Origin of the sequence: Streptomyces graminilatus, from assembly GCF_001418565.1 — a bacterium.
In the GTDB taxonomy this organism is placed as follows: Bacteria; Actinomycetota; Actinomycetes; order Streptomycetales; family Streptomycetaceae; genus Streptomyces; species Streptomyces graminilatus.
The window spans coordinates 189-24420 of sequence record NZ_LIQQ01000180.1 but is presented as its reverse complement, the minus strand read 5'-3'; the positions used below and the strand labels follow the sequence as shown (position 1 = coordinate 24420).

The window sequence follows — 24232 nt, the reverse complement described above, 5'->3', positions numbered from 1 at the left end:
CGGGCCCGACGGCACCCTCACGGCTCTCGCCCAGGCGTCCTTCGAGGACTCCGAGTCGGCGGTGTTCGTACCTCTGCTCCGCAAGGACCGCCCCGAGGCGTCCTCGGCCCTCGGCGCCGTCGCCGAGCTCTTCGTGAACGGCACCGAAACCGACTGGCGCGCACTCACCGGCGGCGACCGGACCCGGACCGTCGCCCTGCCGACATACGCCTTCCAACGCCGCCGTTTCTGGCCGAACTTCACCGGAGTCACCCTGGGTGACCTGGGGTCGGCCGGCATCGACTCGGCCGGGCACCCGCTGCTCGGCGCGGCCGTCCAGGTGGCCGGCAGTGAGGAGGTGCTGTTCACCGGACGGCTCTCGCTGAGGACCCACCCGTGGCTGCGCGACCACGCGGTGACCGGCACCGTCCTCTTCCCGGGGACCGGCTTCCTCGAACTCGCCCTCTGCGCCGCCGAACAGATCGGCTACGAACGCGTCGAGGAGCTGACCATCGCCGCCCCGCTCGTCGTGCCCGAGCGCACGGGACGGACGGTACAGGTCAGGGTGGGCGCGCCCGACGAGTCGGGTACGCGCACGGTGGAGGTGTACTCCCGCGCGGAGGACGCCCTCGACATCGACCCGTGGACACTCAATGCCAGCGGCTCGCTCGGAACCGGCCCGTCCTCGACCGACACGGCACCCGCCGACCTGTCCGCGTGGCCGCCGCCGAACGCCGAGGCCGTCCCCATGGAAGGCTTCTACGAGCGCTTCGCCGAGGCCGGGTTCGCCTACGGGCCGGTGTTCCAGGGGCTGCGCGCGGTCTGGCAGCGCGACGGCGAGGTCTTCGCGGAGGTCGGCCTGCCGGACGAACACGAGCGGCTGGCGGGCGACTTCGGTGTCCACCCGGCCCTTCTGGACTCCGCGCTGCACGCCATGATGTTCGTGTCGCTGGCGGACGCGGGACAGGGGCGGCTGCCGTTCTCCTGGAGCGGTGTGTCCCTGTGGGCGTCCGGTGCGCGGTCCCTACGCGTACGGATGGTGCAGGCCGGCCCCGAGGCCGTCGCGCTGCACGTGGCCGACCCCACAGGCACCCCCGTCGCCTCCGTCGAGTCCCTGCTGCTGCGTCAGGTCTCCGGCGACCTCGCGGCCCGCGCCGACGCTGACGGGCACCGGGACGGACTGTTCCAGACCGATTGGGTGAAGATCCCCGTGGGCTCGGGGCCGGTGCCGTCGGTGACCGCCGCTCTGCCCGGCGTGGACGAGGCGGTGCCCGCCGATGTCCTGGTGCGGGTCGAGCGTCCGGCCGGAGACACGGTGGACGCGGTCCACGAGGTGACGGCACGCGTGCTGGTCCTGGTGGCGGAGTGGCTCGGGGTGGATCGGTTCGAGGACGCCCGGCTGGTGGTGGTCACCGAAGGCGCCGTCGCGCTCGACGAGACCCCCGCCGATCCCGCCCTGGCCGCCGTGTGGGGTCTGGTGCGGTCGGCACGGGCCGAGGCACCGGAGCGGTTCGCGCTGCTTGATGTGGACGGTACGGAGGAGTCGTGGGCGCTCGTGTCGGAGGCGCTGGCCTCCGGCGAGCCGGAGGTCGCCCTGCGGGGCGGTGCCGCGTTCGTGCCACGCCTCGGCCGTGTCCCGGCGGGCGGTCAACTCGCGCTGCCGACCGGCGAGTCCGCCTGGCATCTGGACATCGCGGAGAAGGGCACGCTGGACAACCTCACGTTGGCCGCGTTCCCGGAGGCGGAAGCCGAGTTGACGGCTGGTCAGATACGGATCGCCGTACGGGCCGCAGGTGTCAACTTCCGTGATGTGCTCAACGCCCTCGGGATGTATCCGGGCGAGGCGGGGCTGCTCGGCGGTGAGGGTGCCGGCGTGGTGACCGAGGTTGGTCCGGGTGTTACCGAACTGGCCGTGGGCGACCGGGTGTTCGGAATGTTCCCTGGTTCCTTCGGTCCGGTGGCGGTGGCTGATGCGCGGATGGTGGCGCGGGTGCCGGTGGGGTGGTCGTTCGCTGAGGCGGCGTCGGTGCCGATCGTGTTCCTGACGGCGTATTACGCGCTGACTGATCTCGGGGCTTTGGAGTCCGGTGAGTCGGTGTTGGTGCATGCGGCAGCTGGTGGTGTGGGTATGGCCGCGGTGCAGTTGGCCCGGCATCTGGGTGCGGAGGTGTTCGGTACGGCGAGTGCCGGGAAGTGGGGCACGCTGGCTGAACTCGGCCTGGATCAGGGGCACATCGCGTCGTCTCGTGACACGCGCTTCGAGTCGGCTTTCCTTGCCGCGACCGGTGGTCGTGGTGTGGATGTGGTGCTGGACTCGCTCGCGGGTGAGTTCGTGGACGCGTCGCTGCGGTTGCTGCCGCAGGGTGGGCGTTTCCTGGAGATGGGCAAGACGGATGTCCGTGATCCGGAGGCCGTTGCCGCCGAGTTTTCGGGTGTGATGTACCGGGCGTTCGACCTGTGGGAAGCCGGTCCGGAGCGGATCGGGCAGATGTTGTCCGAGTTGGTGGTGTTGTTCGAGGCGGGTGTTCTGCGGCCGCTTCCGGTGACGTGCTGGGATGTGCGGCGGGCTCCGGAGGCGTTCCGGTATCTGTCGCAGGCCCGTCACGTGGGCAAGGTGGTACTCACCGTGCCTGTGCCGCTGGACCCGGACGGGACCGTCCTCGTGACCGGTGGCACCGGTGGTCTGGGCGCGCTGGTAGCCCGGCATCTGGTCACCGAGCACGGTATCGGGCATCTGCTGCTGGTCAGCCGTAGTGGCCTTGAGGCCGCTGGTGCCCGTGAACTCGTCGCGGAACTCTCCGGCCTGGGTGCCGAGGTCGAGGTGGCGGCGGTGGATGTCGCCGATCGTGACGCGTTGGCCGGTGTCCTGGACGCTGTCCCCGGGGAGCATCCGCTGACGGCCGTGGTGCACACGGCCGGTGTTGTGGACGACGGCGTGGTCTCGTCGCTCACCCCGGAGCGGCTGGCCAAGGTCATGCGCCCGAAGGCAGACGCGGCCGTCCACCTGCACGAGCTCACCCGGAACGCGGACCTGTCCGCCTTCATCGTCTTCTCCTCCGTCGCCGGTACGTTCGGCAGTGCGGGGCAGGCCAACTACTCGGCCGCCAACGCCTTCCTCGACGCCTTCGCCGCCGACCGGCGTTCGTCCGGACTGCCCGCGGTGTCCCTCGCGTGGGGAGCCTGGGCACCCGGTGCCGGTATGACGGCGGAGCTGACCGAGGCGGATCTGCGCCGCATGGCACGCGGCGGAATGCGACCGCTCAGCGCCGAACAGGGGCTTCAACTGCTGGACACAGCAGGGCTCTTGGCGGAGGCGGCACCCGCGCACCGGGCGTTGCTGTTGCCGGTGAATCTGGACCTCCAGGCCCTGCGGGCGCACGCCGAATCCGTACCGCCGCTGCTGCGGGGTCTGGTGCGGGCGCCGGTACGGCGGGCGGCCGAGGCGGCTGCCGGTGCCGGTGCCGAACGGCAGGATCTGGGTACCCAGTTGGCCGCGCTCGCGCCCGCCGACCGGGAGCAGTACCTCATCGATCTGGTGTGCGCGCAGGCCGCGGCAACCCTCGGTCATGCCTCTGCGGACGAGATCGAACCCGACCAGGCGTTCAAGGAGCTGGGCTTCGACTCGCTCACCGCCGTGGAACTGCGCAACCGGCTCAACGCGGTCACCAGGCTGCGGCTGCCGGCCACGCTGGTGTTCGACCATCCGACGCCTACGGTGCTGGCCGGTCAGCTGCTTGAGGAGATCGCCGTGCCGGAGGCGCCTGGCTCGGGTACCGGCCAGGGCACGGGACCGGACGCGGGCGCTGGCCGACGGCTGGGCGCCGGTGGGCCGGTGGGGCCGCTCGTGGCCGAACTCGACCGGCTGGAGGCGGCGTTCGCCGCGGCCTCCGTCGGTGGTGAGGACCACGAGGTGATCACTTCCCGGCTCCAGAGGCTGACGGCGAAGTGGCAGGAACTGGCAACGAGGATCAGCGGCGCCGGACACGACAACGGCGCTGTCTCCGGGTACTCCGGAGCGGCACTCGACGACGCCGACGACGGAGAACTCGACTCCGTCGAGACGGCGGACGAGCTGTTCGACTTGATCGACAAAGAACTTGGGATGTCGTGATCAGCCACGGGAAACCGTTGGCATCGGTTCAGGGATGTGGCGTTGGTGGCTGAGAGCGGCATGAGCGACAAGAGCAGCAAGAACGGCAAGAACGGCCAGATGGACGAGAAGTACGTCGAGTACCTCAAGCGGCTGACCGCCGAGCTGCGGCAGACGCGCCGGCAGCTGCGCGACGTGGAGGACCGGGACCGGGAGCCCATCGCGATCGTCGCGATGAGCTGCCGGTACCCCGGCGGGGTGGACAGCCCCGAGGAACTGTGGCGGCTCGTCGACGAGGGCGGGGACGCCGTCTCCGGGTTCCCCGTCGACCGCGGCTGGGACGTCGAGGCGGGTTACGACCCGGACCCCGACAACCCGGGCACCTTCTACGCGCTCGGCGGCGGGTTCCTGCACGAGGCGTCCCGGTTCGACGCGGACTTCTTCGGGATCTCGCCGCGTGAGGCCCTCGCCATGGATCCGCAGCAGCGGCTGCTGCTGGAGATCTCCTGGGAGGCGTTCGAACGCGCTGGGATCGATCCCGGCTCGATGCGCGGCAGCAGCACCGGTGTCTTCGTGGGCGCCGCCACCTCCGGCTACGGCGCCGGGGTGAGCGAATTCCCCGAGGGCGTGCAGGGCCTGCTTCTCGCGGGCAACGCCACCTCCGTCGCCTCCGGACGCATCGCCTACACCCTCGGCCTGGAAGGGCCCACCGTCACCGTCGACACCGCCTGCTCGTCCTCGCTGGTCGCCCTGCACTGGGCATGCCAGGCGCTGCGGCGCGGCGAGTGCGACATGGCGCTCGCGGGCGGCGTGGCGGTGATGGCCACACCCGCCATGTTCTACGAGTTCAGCCGACAGCGCGGACTTGCCGCCGACGGCCGGTGCAAGGCGTTCTCCGACGACGCCGACGGCACCGGCTGGGCCGAGGGCGCCGGCCTGCTGCTGGTCGAGCGGCTCTCCGACGCCCGCCGCAACGGTCACCCCGTGCTCGCGGTGGTCCGGGGCACCGCCATCAACTCCGACGGCGCCTCCAACGGCCTCACCGCCCCCAACGGCCCCGCCCAGCAGCGCGTCATCCGCGCCGCCCTCGCGAGCGCCGGACTGGGCCCGGCCGACGTGGACGCCGTCGACGCACACGGCACCGGTACGTCGCTCGGCGACCCCATCGAGGCACAGGCACTGCTCGCCACCTACGGCCAGGACCGTGAACAGCCCCTGTGGCTCGGCTCGTTGAAGTCGAACATCGGGCACACCCAGTCCGCCGCCGGCGTCGGCAGCATCATCAAAATGGTCGAGGCGATGCGGCACGGAGTGCTGCCGCGCACGCTCCACGTCTCCGAACCGTCCCGGCACGTCGACTGGTCGGCGGGCGAGGTACGGCTGCTCACCGAGCACGTCGACTGGCCGGAGACGGGCCGTCCACGCCGGGCGGGTGTGTCCTCGTTCGGCATCAGCGGCACCAACGCGCACGCCGTCATCGAGCAGGCCCCGGCGCCCGATCCCGCCGCACCCGGCACGGAACAGGCGCCGGACGCCGCCCTCGGAGCACTTCCCGTCGTCCCGTGGACGCTCTCCGCGCGCGGCGAGGAAGCACTGCGCGCGCAGGCCGCCCGGCTCCTGGACCGGCTGCGACAGCAGACCGGGCCGCAGCGCCCGGTGGACGTCGGCCACGCGCTCGCCACCACCCGCGCCGCTCTCGAACACCGGGCGATCGTCCTCGCCTCCGACCAGGACAGCGCCGTACGGGAACTGACCTCGCTCGCCGAAGGCACCCCGGGACCCGCGACCGTCCACGGCCGTGTCGTACGCGGCGCCACCGCGTTCCTGTTCGCCGGCCAGGGATCACAACGGCTCGGCATGGGACGGGAGTTGTACGAGGCGTACCCGGTGTTCGCCGCCGCCTTCGACGCCGTTGACGCGGAACTGCCGTTCAGCCTGCGAGAGGTGGTGTTCGGTGACGACCAAGAAGCCCTGAACCGTACCGAGTTCGCCCAGCCCGCTCTCTTCGCCCTCGAAGTCGCCCTGTTCCGGCTGCTGGAATCCTGGGGCGTCACCCCCAAGTATCTGCTGGGCCACTCCGTCGGTGAACTGGCCGCCGCGCATGTCGCCGGTGTGTGGTCCCTCCCCGACGCCTGCCGGCTCGTCGTGGCACGCGGCCGGTTGATGCAGGCACTGCCCGCGGGCGGCGCCATGGTCGCGGTGCAGGCGACCGAGGACGAGGTGCGGCCCCTGCTCGACGACCGGGTGGGCATCGCCGCCGTCAACGGCCCCCGCGCGGTGGTGATCTCGGGCGCCGCCGACGCCGTAGAGGAGACGGCCGCCCACTTCCGCGCCCAGGGACGCAAGACCACCGCCCTACGGGTCAGCCATGCCTTCCACTCCCCGCTGATGGAGCCCATGCTCCGGGAGTTCCGCGCGGTCGCCGAGACCGTCACCTACCACCCGCCCCGGCTGACCGTCGTCTCCGACGTCACCGGCACCACCGCGTCCCCCGCCGAGCTGTGCTCGCCCGACTACTGGGTCCGGCACGTCCGCGAGCCGGTCCGGTTCGCCGACGGCATCCGACTGCTGGCAGGCCGCCGGGTCACCCGGTTCGTCGAACTGGGCCCGGACGGCACGCTCACCGCACTCGCCCAGGACTGCCTGGACGGCGACGGCGGATCCCAGGTGCTCGTCCCCGTCCTGCGCAAGGACCGGCCCGAGCCCGCCACACTCATGGCCGCGATCGCCGCGGCCTTCGCACACGGCACACCGGTCGACTGGCCGGCCCTCTTCGCGGGCACCGGAGCGCGGCCGGTGGACCTGCCGACGTACGCCTTCCGCCGCGCCCGGTACTGGCTGGAGCCCACCCCCCTCGACGTCACCCGCACCGCCGAAGCCGGCGACGGGGACGCGGAGTTCTGGACCGCGGTCGAGGACGAGGACATCGCCGCGCTCGCCGGCACCCTGGACGTCGACGAGGGACTCGTCCGCCCCCTCGTGCCCGCCCTGTCGTCCTGGTGGCGCGGACGGCGTGAGCTCGGCCGCGTGGACCGGCTGCGCCACCGGATCGGCTGGCAGCCCCTCGACCCCGCCGCGGACAGCCCGCTCACCGGCCGCTGGCTGGTCGTCGTCACCACCGGCACGACCGACGAGGCCACGGTCCGCACGGTGACGGAGGCACTCGCCGCGCGAGGCGCCGAACCGGTCGTGTGGGAGTGCGCACCCGACGACGACCGCACCGCGCTCGTCACCGCACTCGCCGACGCAGACACCCCCACCGACGACCTCGCGGGTGTCCTCGTCCTGCCCTCGACCCCGCCCCAGGAAGGGGATGTCGCTCCCGCGGACTTCCTGTTCCGCACCGTACGGCTGGTGCAGGCGCTCGGTGACGCGCGGGTGACCGCCCCGCTGTGGCTGGCCACGCGGGGCGCGGTGGCCACCGCGCGTTCCGACGCCGCCCCCGACCCCGCGCAGACCGCGCTGTGGGGTCTGGGACGGGTGGCCGCGCTGGAGCTGTCCGACCGGTGGGGCGGTCTCGTCGATCTGCCCGGCACCCTGGACCGCCGCGCGGCGGGACGGCTCGCCGGGGTACTGGGGGGAAGCGGCGGCGAGGACCAGGTCGCGGTACGCGCGTCCGGTGTCTTCGCACGACGCCTGCTGCACGCCGAGGACCCGACCGACACACAGACCGCCGGCACCGGCTGGCAGCCCCGTGGCACCGTCCTGATCACCGGCGGCACGGGCGCACTCGGCGCACACGTCGCCCGCTGGGCCGCCGAACAGGGCGCCGAACACCTCGTCCTGACCGGACGCCGCGGCCCCGACACCCCTGGAGCGGCAGAACTGGCCGTCCGACTCGGCGAGTTGGGCGCTCGTGTCACCATCGAGGCCTGCGATGTCGCGGACCGTTCGGCCGTCGAACAGCTGCTGTCCAGGCACACCGTTGACGCCGTGGTCCACGCCGCGGGCGTCACCGACACCGTGCCCCTGACCGACCTCGACACCGACCGCTTCCGGGAGGTGCTCGCCGCCAAGGCGCACGGCGCCGCCCACCTCGACGCCGTGCTGCTCGCCCAGGGCGACCGGCCGCTCGACGCGTTCGTCCTGTTCTCGTCCATCGCCGGAGTGTGGGGCAGCGGTGGCCAGAGCGCCTACGCCGCCGCCAACGCCTTCCTCGACGGCCTGGCCGAACAGCGGCGCGCCCGTGGCGCCACCGCCACCTCCGTCGCCTGGGGCCCCTGGGGCGAGGGCGGGATGGCCGCCCAGGACGGCGCCGAGGAGTATCTGCGCCGCCGCGGCCTCAACCCGCTCGACCCCGACATCGCGCTGGCAGCCCTGCGCCGCCTCCTGAGTCAGGACGTCACCGGGCAGGTCGTCGTGGATGTCGACTGGTCCCGGTTCGCACCCGGGTTCACCAGCACCCGGCCCAGCCCCCTCCTCACCGGCCTGCCCGAGGCTCAGGACGCGCTAGGCGCCGGAAGCCGCCCGGTCGACGACGGCGGGACCGCCTCCGACCTGCGTGAACGCCTCGCCGGCCGCCCTCCGGCTGAACGCACCCGCGCCCTGCTGAACCTGATCCGCACCCACGCGGCCGCCGTCCTCGGCCACGCCGACGCGGGAGTCCTGGAGACCAGGCGGGCCTTCCGCGACTCGGGCTTCGACTCCCTCACCGCCGTCGAACTGCGCAACCGTCTCACCACCGAGACCGGCCTCGCCCTGCCCGCCACACTGGTCTTCGACCACCCCACACCCGTGGACCTCGCCACCCACGTGCACAGCGAACTGTTCGGCGAGGGCTCGACCGGTGAGCGGAAGTTCGGAGAGTCGTCGTCCCGGGCGTACGACGACGGCCACCCCGCTCGCGACACCGACACCGACCCCGTCGTCATCGTCGGCATGGGCTGCCGACTGCCCGGCGACGTCACCGGCCCCGACGACCTGTGGGACCTCGTGGCCGGCGGACGCGACGCCATCAGCGAGTTCCCCACCGACCGCGGCTGGGACCTCGACGCCCTCTACCACCCCGAGCCCGGCCGCCCCGGCACCAGCTACTCCCGCCACGGCGGATTCCTCACCGGTGTGGGCGACTTCGACGCCGACTTCTTCGGGATCTCGCCGCGCGAGGCCGTCGCCATGGACCCCCAGCAGCGACTCCTGCTGGCAACGTCCTGGGAGGCCCTGGAGCGCGCCACCATCGCCCCCGGCAGCCTGCGCGGCAGCCGCACCGGTGTGTTCATGGGCTCCAACGGCCAGGACTACCCCGCGCTGCTGCTCAGCGCCCCCGACGCCGCCGACGGGTACCTCGGCACCGGTAACGCCGCCGCCGTGGTCTCCGGCCGCATCGCCTACGTACTCGGTCTCGAAGGACCCACCCTCACCGTCGACACCGCCTGCTCGTCGTCACTGGTCGCCCTGCACCTCGCGGTCCAGGCACTCCGGTCGGGCGAATGCGATCTCGCGCTGGCCGGCGGTGTCACCGTCATGTCGACGCCGGGCGCGTTCATCGAGTTCAGCCGTCAGCGCGGTCTCGCGGCGGACGGCCGGTGCAAGGCGTTCTCCGACGACGCCGACGGCACCGGCTGGGCCGAGGGCGTCGGCGTGCTCGTCGTCGAACGGCTCTCGGATGCCCGTCGCAATGGGCATCAGGTACTGGCCGTGGTGGCCGGCTCCGCCGTCAACCAGGACGGCGCCAGCAACGGGCTTACGGCGCCCAACGGCCCCGCCCAGCAGCGGGTCATCCGCCAGGCGCTCGCCGGGGCCGGGCTGTCTCCCACCGACATCGACGCCGTGGAGGCGCACGGTACGGGTACGTCGTTGGGCGACCCCATCGAGGCGCAGGCCCTCATCGCCACCTACGGTCAGGATCGCGAACACCCGCTGCTGCTCGGCTCGTTGAAGTCGAACATCGGTCACTCCCAGGCCGCCGCCGGTGTGGCCGGCATCATCAAGATGGTGCTGGCCATGCAGCACGGACTGCTGCCGTCCACCCTGCACGCCACCGCACCCAGCACCCATGTCGACTGGTCCGCCGGCGCCGTGGAACTGCTCACCGAGAGCAGGGAATGGCCCTGCGACGACCGGCCGCGCCGTGCGGGAATCTCCGCGTTCGGTGTCTCCGGCACCAACGCGCACGTGATCATCGAGCATCCCGAGCATCCACAGCACGCCGGGCACACGGACGAGGACCACACCCCGACCGACGGACCGCTGCCGTGGGTGATCTCCGGCGCCTCCGCGAACGCTCTGCGAGAGCAGGCCGAACGGCTCCTCGCCCACGCCGATGCCCGGCCCGACCTCACCCCCGCGGACCTCGGCCTCTCCCTCACCGCGACCCGCACGGCGTTCGAACACCGCGCCGTCGTCCTGGGCACCGACCGCGAGGAACTGCAGTCCGCCCTCGCCTCCCTGGCCGTCGGCGAGTCCACCCCCGCCGTCGTCACCGCCCGCGCCCGCACCGAAGGGCGCACGGCCTTCCTGTTCGCGGGCCAGGGATCGCAACGGCTCGGCATGGGCCGGGAGTTGTACGAGACCTACCCCGTTTTCGCCGATGCCTTCGACTCCGTGTGCGCGCATCTCGATGCCGAACTCCCGCGTCCGTTGCGGGAGATCGTGTTCGGCGACGACGCCGAGGCGCTGAACCGTACCGAGTTCGCCCAGCCCGCGCTGTTCGCTCTCGAAGTGGCGTTGTTCCGGCTGCTGGAGTCGTGGGGCGTCCGCCCGGACGTGCTGGCCGGTCATTCGATCGGTGAGATCGCGGCGGCGCACGTGGCCGGGGTGTGGTCCCTGGCGGACGCATGCCGACTCGTAGCCGCCCGTGGCCGGTTGATGCAGGAGCTCCCGTCCGGCGGCGCGATGGTCGCGCTCCAGGCCTCCGAGGAGGAGGTGATGCCGCTGCTGGACGACGACCGGGTGGGTGTCGCCGCGGCCAACGGCCCGCAGGCGGTGGTCGTCGCGGGCGCCGCCGACGCCGTGGAGAAGGTCGCCGCGCACTTCCGCGCCCAGGGCCGCAAGACCACCGCCCTGCGGGTCAGCCATGCCTTCCACTCGCCGCTCATGGAACCGATGCTCGCGGCGTTCCGGGCCGTGGCCGAGACCCTGACCTACGAGGAACCCCGCCTGCCCGTGATCTCGACGGTGACCGGTGAGACCGCCACCGCCGAGGAACTGTGCTCTCCGGAGTACTGGGTGCGCCACGTCCGCCGCCCGGTCCGGTTCGCCGACGCCGTACGCGCACTTGAGACGGAGGGCGCCACCCGGTTCCTGGAACTCGGCCCCGACGGCACCCTCACGGCCCTCGCCCACGCCTCGCTCACCGGCGACGAACCGGTCGCGATCCCCGCCCTGCGCGCGGACCGCCCCGAGTCGCACACACTGCTTCGAGCGACCGCGTCCCTCTTCGCCCACGGCGGCGACGTCACCTGGGCCGCGTTCTTCCCGCGAGCGCGCCGCGTCGAACTGCCCACCTACGCCTTCCAGAACAGCCGTTACTGGCCGCGCCTGAGCGGTGCCCATGTCGGTGACCTCCGGTCGGCCGGTCTGTCCGCCGCAGGGCACCCGTTGCTCGGTGCCGCCGTCACGCTCGCGGACAGCGGGGCCGCCGTCCTCACCGGACGGCTCTCCACCCAACTCCAGCCATGGCTGGCCGAACACATCGTCTCCGGTTCCGTCCTGCTGCCCGGCACCGCCTTCCTGGAACTCGCCCTCCACGCCGCGGACCACGTCGGCTGCGGGCAGATCGAGGAACTCACCCTGCACACCCCCTTGGTGCTGCCCGAACGCGGCGCCGTCCAGCTCCAAGTCACCGTCGGCGGCCCGGACTTCACCGGCCGCCGCGACATCGGTGTGTACTCCCGACCGGCCGGCGGCCCCGACGCGGACGACGCCGACACCGAGCCATGGACCCAACACGCGGGCGGCACACTCCTGTCCGAGGCGGTGGCGCCGTCCGGCCCGCACGACGCCCGGCCGCCCGCCGACGCCACCGAGGTCCCCGCGGACACCCTCTACGAACGGCTGGCGGACACCGGTCTGTCCTACGGACCGCTGTTCCGTGGACTCACCTCCGTCCGGCAGCACGGCGACGACCTGTACGCGGAAGCCACCCTCCCCACCGAGTCCGCCCCCGACGCCCGCCGCTACGGCATCCACCCGGCGCTGCTGGACTCCGTACTGCACGCCCTCGGTACGACCCCGGCGACCACCGTAGGCCGCGACCACGCCGATGGTGCCGGTTCCGGGCCGGGGCTGCCGTTCTCGTGGAGCGGCGTCACCCTCCACGCCACCGGCGCGTCCCAACTCCACGCACGCCTGCGCACGACCGGCCCCGGTACTGTCGCCCTCGCCCTCACCGACCCCTCCGGCGCCCCCGTCGCCACCGTCGAGTCGCTCACCCTGCGCCGCCTGACGACGCGGCCCGGCGAGACAGCGGCAGCCGTTCACGCCGAACTGCTCCACCGGGTGGAATGGGCACCGCTCCCGGTCGACACGACCGCGGCGGACCCGGTTCACGAGACCACCGAGCTGCCGACGTCCCTTCCTTCGACGGGAGTCGAGGCCGGGACGGACACGCTGATCGGCATCGGGCGCCCGGCCGGAAACCTCGCCGAGGCATCCCACACGGCAACGGCGAACGCGCTGGCGCTGGTGGGGGAGTGGCTGACCGAGGAACGGTTCGAAGGCGCACGGTTGGTGGTGGTCACCGAGGGGGCGGTGGCGATCGACGACAAGGCGACACCCGATCCGGTACTCGCCGCCGTGTGGGGCCTCGTACGAGCGGCCCGCGCGGAGAACCCCGGAAGGTTCGCGCTGCTCGACCTGGACGGTACCGAGGAGTCATGGGCCGTGGCGGTCCGGGCGCTCGCGTCCGGTGAGGCGGAGATCGCGGTACGCGGCGGTGTCGCCCACGCCCCGCGCCTGGCCCGGGTGACCTCCGGTGGCGAACTCGCCGTACCCGTAGGAGAGTCACGGGCTTGGCGGCTGGACATCGTGGAGCAGGGCACACTTGAGGGACTGGGTCTGACGTCCGTCCCCGAGGCGGAGCTGACGGCGGGTCAGGTACGGATCGCCGTACGCGCCGCGGGTGTCAACTTCCGTGATGTGCTCAACGCCCTCGGCATGTATCCGGGCGACGCGAAGGACTTCGGTCTGGAGGGTGCCGGGGTCGTCACCGAGATTGGTCCGGGCGTTACCGAACTGGCCGTGGGCGACCGGGTGATGGGCCTCTTCCCTGGTTCCTTCGGTCCGGTGGCGGTGGCTGATGCCAGGACCGTGGCGCGGGTGCCCGAAGGGTGGTCGTTCGCTCAGGCGGCGTCGGTGCCGATCGTGTTCCTGACGGCGTATTACGCGCTCACCGATCTCGGGGCTTTGGAGTCCGGTGAGTCGGTGTTGGTGCATGCGGCGGCCGGTGGTGTGGGTATGGCCGCGGTGCAGTTGGCGCGGCATCTGGGTGCTGAGGTGTTCGGTACGGCGAGTGCCGGGAAGTGGGGCACGCTGGCTGAACTCGGCCTCGATCAGGGGCACATCGCGTCGTCTCGTGACACGCGCTTCGAGTCGGCTTTCCTTGCCGCGACCGGTGGTCGTGGTGTGGATGTGGTGCTGGACTCGCTGGCGGGTGAGTTCGTGGACGCGTCGCTGCGGTTGCTGCCGCGGGGTGGGCGTTTCCTGGAGATGGGCAAGACCGACGTCCGTGATCCGGAGACGGTGGCCGGTGGGCATCCGGGCGTGATGTACCGGGCGTTCGACTTGTGGGATGCCGGTCCGGAGCGGATCGGGCAGATGCTGTCCGAGCTGGTCGTGCTCTTCGAGTCAGGCGTCCTGCGGCCGCTTCCGGTGACGTGCTGGGATGTGCGGCGGGCTCCGGAGGCGTTCCGGTATCTGTCGCAGGCCCGTCATGTGGGCAAGGTGGTGCTGACCGTTCCGGCGCCGTTGGATCCGGACGGGACCGTCCTCGTGACCGGTGGCACCGGTGGTCTCGGTGCGCTGGTGGCCCGGCATCTCGTCACCGAGCACGGTGTCGGGCATCTGCTGCTGGCCAGCCGCAGTGGCCTTGAAGCCGCTGGTGCCCGTGAACTCGTCGCGGAACTCGGGAACTTGGGTGCGCGGGTCGAGGTGGCGGCGGTGGACGTCGCCGATCGCAAGGCGTTGGCCGGCGTCCTGGACGCTGTCCCCGGGGAGCATCCGCTGACCGCCGTGGTGCACACGGCCGGTGTTCTGGACGATGGTGTGGTCTCCGCGCTCACCCCGGAGCGGCTGGCCAAGGTCATGCGCCCGAAGGCCGATGCGGCCGTCCACCTGCACGAGTTGACTCGCGACGCGGACCTGTCCGCCTTCGTCGTCTTCTCCTCCGTGGCGGGCACGTTCGGTGGCGCGGGGCAGGCCAACTACTCGGCGGCCAACGCGTTCCTGGATGCCTTCGCCACGGATCGCCGTAGGTCCGGGCTGCCCGCGACCTCTCTTGCCTGGGGCCCGTGGGCGCCCGGTGCGGGTATGACGGCGGAGCTGACCGAGGCGGATCTGCGCCGCATGGCACGCGGCGGCATGCTCCCTCTCTCCCCCGAACAGGGCCTCGGATCCCTGGCGTTGGCGTGGGAGCACGCCGAGCCGGCCCTCGTACCGATCGCTCTCGACCGTCGGGTGCTGAGGGACCGGCAGGCGGTCGCCGCTCTGCCCGCCATGTTGCGCGGGCTGGCCGTCGCGCCGGCGCGGCGTACCGCCTCGGCGGCTGCCGACGGGAATGCGGGGGACAGCTTCCGGGCCCGGCTCGGAGCGCTTCCGCAGGGCGAGCGCGAAACCGCGGTCCTCGAACTCGTACGCACCCAGACGGCGATGGTGTTGGGTCACACCAGTCCGGAGGCCGTGGAGGCCACCCGGGACTTCCGGGGCCTGGGCGTCGACTCGCTGACCGCCGTGGAACTGCGCAACCGCCTCAACGCGGCGACCGAGCTGCGACTGCCCGCGACCCTGGTGTTCGACTATCCGTCGCCGGCGGCACTCGCACGACACATCGGTGGTGAACTCTTCGGCGGTGCCGTCCCATTGGCAGGCACTACGGCTCTCGCGCCGCGCACCGGTGTGCGAACCTTCGAGCAGTCCGGCGACGACGAGCGGATCGCGATCGTGGGGATCGGCTGCCGCTTCCCCGGTGGCGTGCGTGGTCCGGAGGAGTTCTGGCAGCTGCTCGCCGACGGAGTGGACGCGATCGGGGCACCGCCCGCGGATCGCGGCTGGCAGACGGACGGCTTCGAGGGCGGCTTCCTGTACGACGCCGCCGACTTCGACGCCGACTTCTTCGGGATCTCGCCGCGTGAGGCCCTCGCCATGGACCCGCAGCAGCGGCTGCTGCTGGAGATCTCCTGGGAGGCACTGGAACGGGCGGCGATCGACCCGCGCGGACTGCACGGCTCGCGTACGGGTGTGTTCGTCGGCACCAACTACCAGGGTTACGGATCCGCCGCGCACGCCGTGCCCGACGACGCCCAGGGGCAACTGCTGACCGGGCACGCCGCGAGCGTCGCCTCCGGTCGGGTCGCCTATGTGCTGGGCCTGGAGGGTCCGGCGGTCACGGTCGACACCGCCTGTTCGTCCTCGCTGGTGGCGTTGCACTTGGCCGCGCAGTCGCTGCGGTCCGGAGAGTGCGATCTGGCACTGGCCGGTGGGGTGACGGTGATGGCGACACCCGGCGCGTTCGCCGAGTTCCAGCGGCAGGGCGGGCTGGCCGGGGACAACCGGTGCAAGGCGTTCTCCGACGACGCGGACGGCACCGGCTGGGGCGAGGGCGCCGGCATCCTGCTGCTGGAACGGCTGTCCGACGCCCGACGCAACGGGCATCCGGTACTCGCGGTGGTCCGGGGCAGTGCCGTCAACTCCGACGGCGCGAGCAACGGACTCACCGCTCCCAACGGCCCCTCCCAACAGCGCGTCATCCAGGCGGCGTTGACGGCCGGCGGCCTCACCTCAGCGGACGTCGACGCCGTGGAGGCGCACGGCACCGGAACCAAGCTGGGTGACCCCATCGAGGCGCAGGCGCTGCTGGCCACGTACGGGCAGGGCAGGGAGTCCGACCGGCCGCTGTGGCTCGGTTCGGTGAAGTCGAACATCGGGCACACGCAGGCCGCGGCGGGCGTCGCCGGGGTCGTCAAGATGGTGCTGGCGATGCGGCACGGAATGCTGCCCCGCACGCTGCACCTCACCGAGCCGACCACCCATGTCGACTGGTCGACGGGCCGGATCGAGCTGCTGGCCGAGGCTCAGCCGTGGCCGGAGTCGGACCGTCCGCGGCGGGCCGCGGTGTCCTCGTTCGGTATCAGCGGTACCAACGCGCACGTCGTCCTGGAGGAAGGCGTCGTGGAGCCCGTTCCCGAGGCGGCGCGGACCGCCGGGCCGGTCGCGTGGCCGCTCAGCGCACGGTCGGCCGCCGCACTGCGCGGACAGGCCGAGCGGCTGCGCGCCCATCTGACCGCCCGCCCGGAGGAGACGCCGGCCGACGTCGCGCACTCACTGGCCACGGGCCGCACGGTGTTCGAGCACCGTGCCGTGGTGGTCGGTGAGAACCGCGAGGACCTGCTGGCCGGACTCTCCGCTCTCGGACGTGACGAGGACGCCGCCGGTGCGGTGCGCGGCCGTAGCGGGCCGTCGGAGCGTACGGCGTTCCTGTTCAGCGGGCAGGGCTCGCAGCGGCCCGGCATGGGCCGGGAACTCCTCGACCGGTTCCCGGTGTACGCCGAGGCCTTCCACCGGGTCTGCGACGCCTTCGCCCCGCACCTCGACGTGCCCCTGGCCGACGTGGTGACGGCCCAGGAGGGCACGGCGGAGGCCGCGCTGCTGGACCGCACCGCGTACACCCAGCCCGCGCTGTTCGCCGTGCACGTGGCGCTGTACGACCTGACGCGCTCGTGGAATGTGACACCGGACGTGCTGATGGGGCACTCCATCGGCGAACTGTCCGCCGCGTACGTCTCCGGGGTGCTGTCGCTGCCGGACGCCTGCGCGCTGGTCGCCGCACGGGGACGGCTGATGGAGGCACTGCCCGAGGGCGGCGCGATGGCCGCCGTACAGGCGTCCGAGGACGAGGTCGCGCCGCTGCTGGCGGGGCGTGAGAAACACATCGGTATCGCCGCCGTCAACGGGCCCACCGCGCTGGTCGTCTCCGGAGACGAGGACGCAGTCACGGACGTCACCGGGCATTTCGCCGCGCTGGGCCGAAAGACTAGGGGTTTGCGGGTCAGCCATGCGTTTCACTCGGCGCATATGGACGCGATGCTTGCGGAGTTCGAAGAGGTCGCGCGCGGCGTGCGATTCGCCGCGCCCACGATCCCGATCGTCTCCAACGTGACGGGACACCGGGCCACGGAGGCCGAACTGACGTCACCCGGACACTGGGTGCGCCACGTACGGCAGACCGTGCGCTTCGCGGACGGCGTGCGCGCCCTCCAGGGCGACGGCGTCGGCTGCTTCGTCGAACTCGGCCCGGACGGCTCGTTGACGGCCATGACCCTCGACACCCTCTCCGCCCACGCCGACCACGGACCGGATGAACCCGCCGGTTCGCCCGTCGCCGTCCCCGTACTGCGCCGGGGCCGCCCGGAGGCGGTCGCCGCGCTGCTGGCCGCCGGTACGCTGCATGCGCGCGGCCTCGCCGACGCGCCGACCGGGCTCAACGGACCGACAGGGACCGTCAGTCAGGCCGGCCGGGCCGGCCAGACCGGATCGGCCCAGACCGGACCGGCCCGCACGGTCGAGCTGCCGACCTACGCCTTCCAACGCGACCGGTACTGGCTCGAAGCCGCACAGCCGGCCACTGGTAACGGCACGGCGAACGGCTCGTCGTACGGCTCCTCGTACGGTTCGGTGAACGGTGAACCCGACCCCGTGGACGAGGAGTTCTGGGCCGCCGTCGAACGCGGTGACCTCGGTGGGCTGACCGACCGGCCCGGCCTCGGGGACGACACCCCGCTCAGTGAGCTGCTGCCCGCGCTGTCGTCCTGGCGGCGCCGTCGCCGCGAGTCGAGCGCGCTCGACTCCTGGGAGTACACCGTGACCTGGCGGCCGGTGCCCGACGGACAGCCGCCCGTTCTCTCCGGCACCTGGCTGCTGGCGCTGCCCGTCTTGCGGGCGGACGACCCATGGATCCACGCGCTCGCCGCAAGCCTGGGCGGGTGCGGGGCGCGGGTCGTACCGTTCGCCGTCGACTGTGCCCTCACCGACCGGACCCAACTCGCGGAGCGGCTGCGCAAGCTGCCCGAACTGGAAAGCGTGCAGGGCGTGTTGTCGCTGCTGACGCTCGACGAGGAGCCCGCGGCGTACGGGACCACGGATGCCGCAGCCACCCCCGCCGGCCTGGCGGCGCTGCTCGCCCTGACGCAGGCCCTCGGTGACCTGGAGGTCGGCGCCCCGCTCTGGTGCGTCACCTCCGGAGCCGTCGCCGTCACCGACCGGGAACGGGTGACCTCGCCGGTGCAGGCAGCCGCCTGGGGCCTCGGCCGGGTCGCCGCGCTGGAGTACCCGCAGCGCTGGGGCGGCCTTGTCGACCTCCCCGCCGACCTCGACGGCCGGACCGGCGAACGGCTCGCCGGACTGCTGTCCGGCACCGTGGGGGACACCCGGGAGGACCAGGCCGCCGTACGGGCCGCGGGCGTCTTCGCCCGCCGCCTGGTGCACGCCAGGCCGGTCGCGCCGGGCGGGACACCCGAGTGGGACTGCGCGGGCGAGACCGTACTGATCACCGGCGGAACCGGTGCCCTGGGCGCGCGTGTCGCGCGTCGGCTCGCCGACCGTGGCGCCCGGCACCTGGTGCTGGTCGGCCGGCGCGGCCCGGACGCCGAAGGCGCCGGGACACTGCGCGCCGAACTCACCGCCACCGGAACCCAGGTCACCCTCGCGGCCTGCGACACCGCCGACCCGGACGCCCTGGCCGCACTGCTGGCCGAGCACCCGGTCGACGCCGTCGTCCACGCCGCGGGAATCCTGGACGACGGACTGCTCCAGGCGCTCACCCCCGAACGGCTGGAGGCGGTACTGCGGCCCAAGCTGGCCGCCGCCCGCAACCTCGACCGGCTCACCCGCGACCGTGAACTGTCGGCGTTCGTCCTGTTCTCCTCCTTCGCCGGCACGGTCGGCTCGGCGGGCCAGGGCAACTACGCCGCCGCCAACGCCTACCTCGACGCGCTCGCCGCCCGGCGCCGCGCCGAAGGGCTGCCCGCCACGGCCGTGGCCTGGGGGCCGTGGGCCGGCGGCGGTATGGCCGCGGAAGGACCGGAGGCCGAGACCCGGCTGCGGAGCGGAGGTGTCGTCCCGCTCGACCCGGACGCCGCCCTCACCGCCCTCGACCGGGCGATGGCCCGCGCCGACGCCGGGCTGACCGTCGCCGACCTGGCCTGGGACCGCTTCGTACCCGGCTTCACCGCCGCACGGCCGGCCCCGCTGCTCGCCGAACTGCCCGAAGCGCAGGCCTTGTTGACGCGGACGGCCGCCGCCGGGAACGACGGCGGAGCCGAGGAGGCGGGCGGTGCGCTGCGCGGCCGGATCGCCGGCCTCGCACCGGGCGAGCAGGAGCGGCTGCTGGTCCAGTTCGTCCGCGGCCATGTCGCCACCGTTCTCGGCCACGCCTCCGCGGACGCGATCGACGCCGACCGTGCCTTCAGCGAACTCGGCTTCGACTCGCTGATGGCGGTCGAACTGCGCAACCGGCTCGGGGTGGCCGCCGGACTCCAACTGCCCGCGACACTCCTGTTCGACCAGCCCACACCGCGTGTCCTCGCCCGTCATCTGCAGTCGCTGATCGTCGGCGACGACGGGGGCGCGCCCGTCCTGGACGCGCTCGACCGACTGGAGGCGGCGCTGGCCGGACTCGACGGGAACGACGAGCGGTCCGGCCGGATCGCCTCCCGTCTGCTGGCCCTCGCCACCCGCTGGAACGGCCAAGGCGAACGGGTCACGGAGAGCGGGGACGAGGGCGCGGAGAACCTCCAGGACCGTATCGACTCCGCCGACGCGGAAGCGATCTTCGCCCTGATCGACAACGACCTCGACCTCTCATGACGGACCGCACCTCGTACAAGACCGGCCGGACCGGGCCCATGACCGGCCGGAGCATCGACATCGCACACGGCCGACCGCACCGACACGACCTTCAAGGTGGCTGAGCACGCATGAACGAGCAGGAAAAGCTTCTCAGCTACCTCAAGAAGGTCACCGGTGACCTCCACGAGACCCGCAAGCGGCTGCGCGAGGCGGAGTCCGCGTCCCGGGAACCGGTGGCCATCGTCGCGATGAGCTGCCGCTTCCCGGGTGGCGCCGACTCGCCCGAAGAGCTGTGGCGCCTGCTCGACGCGGGTGGTGACGCCGTGACCGAGTGGCCCACCGACCGCGGCTGGAACCTCGCCGACCATTACGACCCCGAGCCCGGCAGACCTGGCAAGACGTACAGCGTCTCCGGCGGAGCCCTCACCGACGCGGGCGACTTCGACGCGTCGTTCTTCGGGATCTCACCCCGCGAGGCCATGGCGATGGACCCGCAGCAGCGACTCCTGCTGGAGATCTCCTGGGAGGCGTTCGAACGGGCCGGCATCGACCCGACGGCTCTGCGCGGCTCCCGTACCGGAGTGTTCGCCGGTACCAACGGTCAGGACTACCCGGCACTGCTGGTCGGCTCCCAGGAGACGCTGGAGGGACATGTCGGCACGGGCAACGCCGCCAGTGTCGTCTCCGGCCGTATCTCCTACACCCTCGGCCTGGAGGGCCCCGCGGTCACCATCGACACCGCCTGCTCCTCCTCGCTGGTGGCCCTGCACCTGGCCGTCAGGGCGCTGCGGGCACGGGAGTGCGATCTGGCGCTGGCGGGCGGGGTCACCGTGCTGTCGACGCCCGGACTGTTCATGGAGTTCAGCCGGCAGCGGGGCCTCGCCCCCGACGGCCGCTGCAAGGCGTTCGCCGAGGCCGCCGACGGCACCGGCTGGGCCGAGGGCGCCGGCATGCTGCTGGTCGAGCGGCTGTCCGACGCCCGCCGCCTCGGCCACCCCGTCCTCGCGGTGGTCCGCGGCAGCGCCGTCAACCAGGACGGCGCGAGCAACGGCCTCACCGCCCCCAACGGACCCTCCCAGCAGCGCGTCATCTGGCAGGCACTCGCCGACGCCCAGCTCTCCACCGCCGACGTCGACGCCGTCGAGGCCCACGGTACGGGCACCACCCTCGGCGACCCCATCGAGGCCCAGGCGCTCCTGGCCACCTACGGGCAGGACCGGCATCCCGAACGGCCGTTGTGGCTCGGCTCGGTCAAGTCCAACATCGGCCACGCCCAGGCGGCCGCCGGAGTCGCCGGCGTCATGAAAATGGTCCTGGCGATGCGGCACGGCCTGCTGCCCCGCACCCTCCACGTCGACCGGCCCTCCTCACACGTCGACTGGACAGCGGGCCACGTCGAACTGCTCACCGAATCCCGCCCCTGGCCCACCGCCGACCGCCCGCGCCTGGCGGGCGTCTCCTCCTTCGGCGTCAGCGGCACCAACGCGCACGTCATCCTCGAACAGCCCACCCCCCACCCGGCGCCCGAACAGGCCGAACAGCCGGTTCCGCCCTCGTCCGACACCCCACTGCCGTACGTCGTCTCCGGCCGCGGTGCCGCCGCACTGCGGGCACAGGCCGCGGCCCTGCACGCCCGACTGCGCGACGACGCGCTCGCCCCGCACGACATCGCCTGGTCACTCGCGGCGACCCGGTCCGCGTTCGAACACCGTGCTGTGCTCCTCGCCGACGGCCGTGAGGAACTGCTGCGCGGTCTGGCGGCGTTGGCGGCGGACGGGCCGGCGCCGGGGCTGGTGCGGGGCGTCGCGGACGTGGACGGCAAGACGGTCTTCGTGTTTCCCGGCCAGGGTCCGCAGTGGGCCGGGATGGCACTCGAACTCCTGGACGCCGACGCCGAGTTCCGTGAGCACTTCACCGCCTGTGCGGCTGCCGTGGAGCGGTGGGTGGACTGGTCGGTGGAGGGCGTGCTGCGCGGCGCCGACGGCGCTCCGTCGTTCGAGCGCGTGGATGTGGTCCAGCCGCTGCTGTTCGTGGCGATGGTGTCGCTGGCGCGGCTGTGGCAGTCGCGGGGTGTGCGTCCCGACGCCGTGGTGGGTCACAGCCAGGGGGAGATCGCGGCTGCCTGTGTGGCCGGCGGGCTCTCGCTGGAGGACGCGGCGCGTGTGGTCGTACTGCGCAGCAAGGCGATCACGGCGCTCGCCGGGCGTGGTGGCATGGCGTCGGTTCTGCTTCCTGTCGCCGATGTCCGCGAGCGGCTCGCCCGTCGGGACGGGCGGGTGTCGGTGGCCGCGGTCAACGGTCCCGCTTCCGTGATCGTTTCAGGTGACGCCGATGCCGTCGCGGAGCTGGTCGCGGAACTGACGGCCGACGGGGCGCAGGCGCGGCTGATTCCCGTCGACTACGCGTCTCATTCGGCTCAGGTGGAGGAGATCCGGGACCGGTTGCTGACCGATCTCGAGGCGGTGCGTCCTCGGACCGCGAGTGTGCCGTTCTTCTCGACGGTGACCTGCGACTGGCTGGACACCGAGAATCTCGACGCGACCTACTGGTACGAGAACCTGCGCCGCACGGTGCGTTTCGCCGACGCGGTGCGGGAGTTGGCGGGGGACGGGTTCCGGGCCTTCGTCGAGTCCAGCCCGCATCCCGTGCTCACCGCGGCGGTTCGGGACACCCTTGACGAAACCGGCCGCACCGGCACCGTCGTCACCGGCACGCTGCGTCGCGGTGAGGGCGGACCTCGCCGCTTCCTGGCCTCGCTCGCCGAGTTGGGTGTACGTGGCGCGGCCGCCGTCGACTGGCCTGCCCTGATCGGCGCCGCGACCCGCGTGGATCTGCCCACCTACGCCTTCCAGCACCGGACGTACTGGCCCACACCGGCCCGGCACCCCGGGACCACGACGGACACCGTCGCCGGCCCGGACCTCGACGCCCGCTTCTGGGAGCGCGTGGAGAACGGCGAGACCGGCCCGCTGTCCGCCGCCCTCCATCTCGACGAGACCACCCTCTCCACGGTTCTGCCCGCCCTCAGCGACTACCGCAGGCGCAGCCGCGCGCACGCCGCCGTCGACAACTGGCGCTACCGCGTGGGCTGGAAGCCACTGACGGTCGCCAAGTCACCGATTCTGGACGGCACTTGGCTAGTCGTCCTGCCCGCGAGCCACCAGGATCCCGCCCACCCGGGCCATGCCCTGGCCACCGCCGTCATCGACACCCTGGCCCGTGCCGGAGCCGACCCGGTCACCGTCGCCGTAGCACCGCACGACGGCCGCGACCGTATCGCCGAACTCATCCGCGCCACCGGTCAGGACCGGCCGCGCGCCGTCCTGTCGCTGCTCGCCCTCGACGCCGACGAGTACGACGGTCTGCCCGGCCTGCCCCGAGGTTTCGCCGCCACCGTCTCCCTGGTCCAGGCGCTGGACGACCTGACTCAGGAGGCACCGGTCTGGTTCGTCACCCGTGGTGCCGTCGCCACCGCCGCGACCGAGACCGTCGACGCCCCGCACCAGGCCCTCGTCTGGGGCTTCGGCCGCGTCGTCGCCCTCGAACAGCCGCAGCGCTGGGGCGGCCTGCTCGATCTGCCCGCCACCGTCGACCGCACCACCGCCGAACGGCTCACCGCGGCCCTCGCCGCAGCCGGCGAGAGCGGCCGGACGGGACACGAGGACCAACTCGCCCTCCGCCCCACAGGGCTGCTCGGCCGCCGCCTCCACCGTGCCGCCATCGGCGGCCTGGACTCGGGCCGCGACTGGACACCCACCGGTACCGTCCTCGTCACCGGCGGCACCGGCGCCCTCGGCCGTCAGGTCGCCCGCGCCCTCGCCCGCCAGGGCGCCCCCGGCCTCCTGCTCGTCAGCCGCACCGGAGCCGACGCCCCCGGCACGGCCGAACTCCACGCCGAACTCACCGAACTCGGTGCCGGGCACGTCGAGTTCGCGGCCTGTGACATCGCCGACCGCGACCAGCTCGCCGCCCTGCTCGCGAACATCCCCGCCGAACGGCCGCTCACCGCCGTCTTCCACACCGCCGCGGTCCTGCACGACGGCGTCATCACCACCCTCACCCCCGACCACCTCGCCGAGGTGCTGCGCGTCAAGGTCGGCGGCGCCCGCAACCTGGACGTCCTCACCGCCGACCTCGACCTCACCGCGTTCGTCCTGTTCTCCT

Annotated in this window: 3 protein-coding genes; all 3 read left to right on the top strand. The window is 72.7% G+C overall.

Annotation, left to right across the window (positions count from 1 at the left end; all coding sequences use genetic code 11):
• Positions 1-4090: SDR family NAD(P)-dependent oxidoreductase (locus AOK08_RS16820; protein WP_055526381.1), on the top strand; the 4090-nt coding region annotated here is incomplete at its 5' end.
• Positions 4091-4150: 60 nt separating this feature from the next.
• On the top strand, positions 4151-20086 hold the full coding sequence (locus tag AOK08_RS47365; RefSeq protein WP_055526380.1) for a type I polyketide synthase: 15936 nt from the start codon (positions 4151-4153) through the stop codon (positions 20084-20086).
• 110 nt (positions 20087-20196) lie between these two features.
• Positions 20197-24232: type I polyketide synthase (locus AOK08_RS16810; RefSeq protein WP_157876702.1), on the top strand; the 4036-nt coding region annotated here is incomplete at its 3' end.

What these genes read in the sequence shown, in the direction of transcription:
- AOK08_RS47365 (WP_055526380.1), top strand. Translation starts at nt 4,151, where the DNA reads ATGAGCGACAAGAGCAGCAAGAACGGCAAGAACGGCCAGATGGACGAG.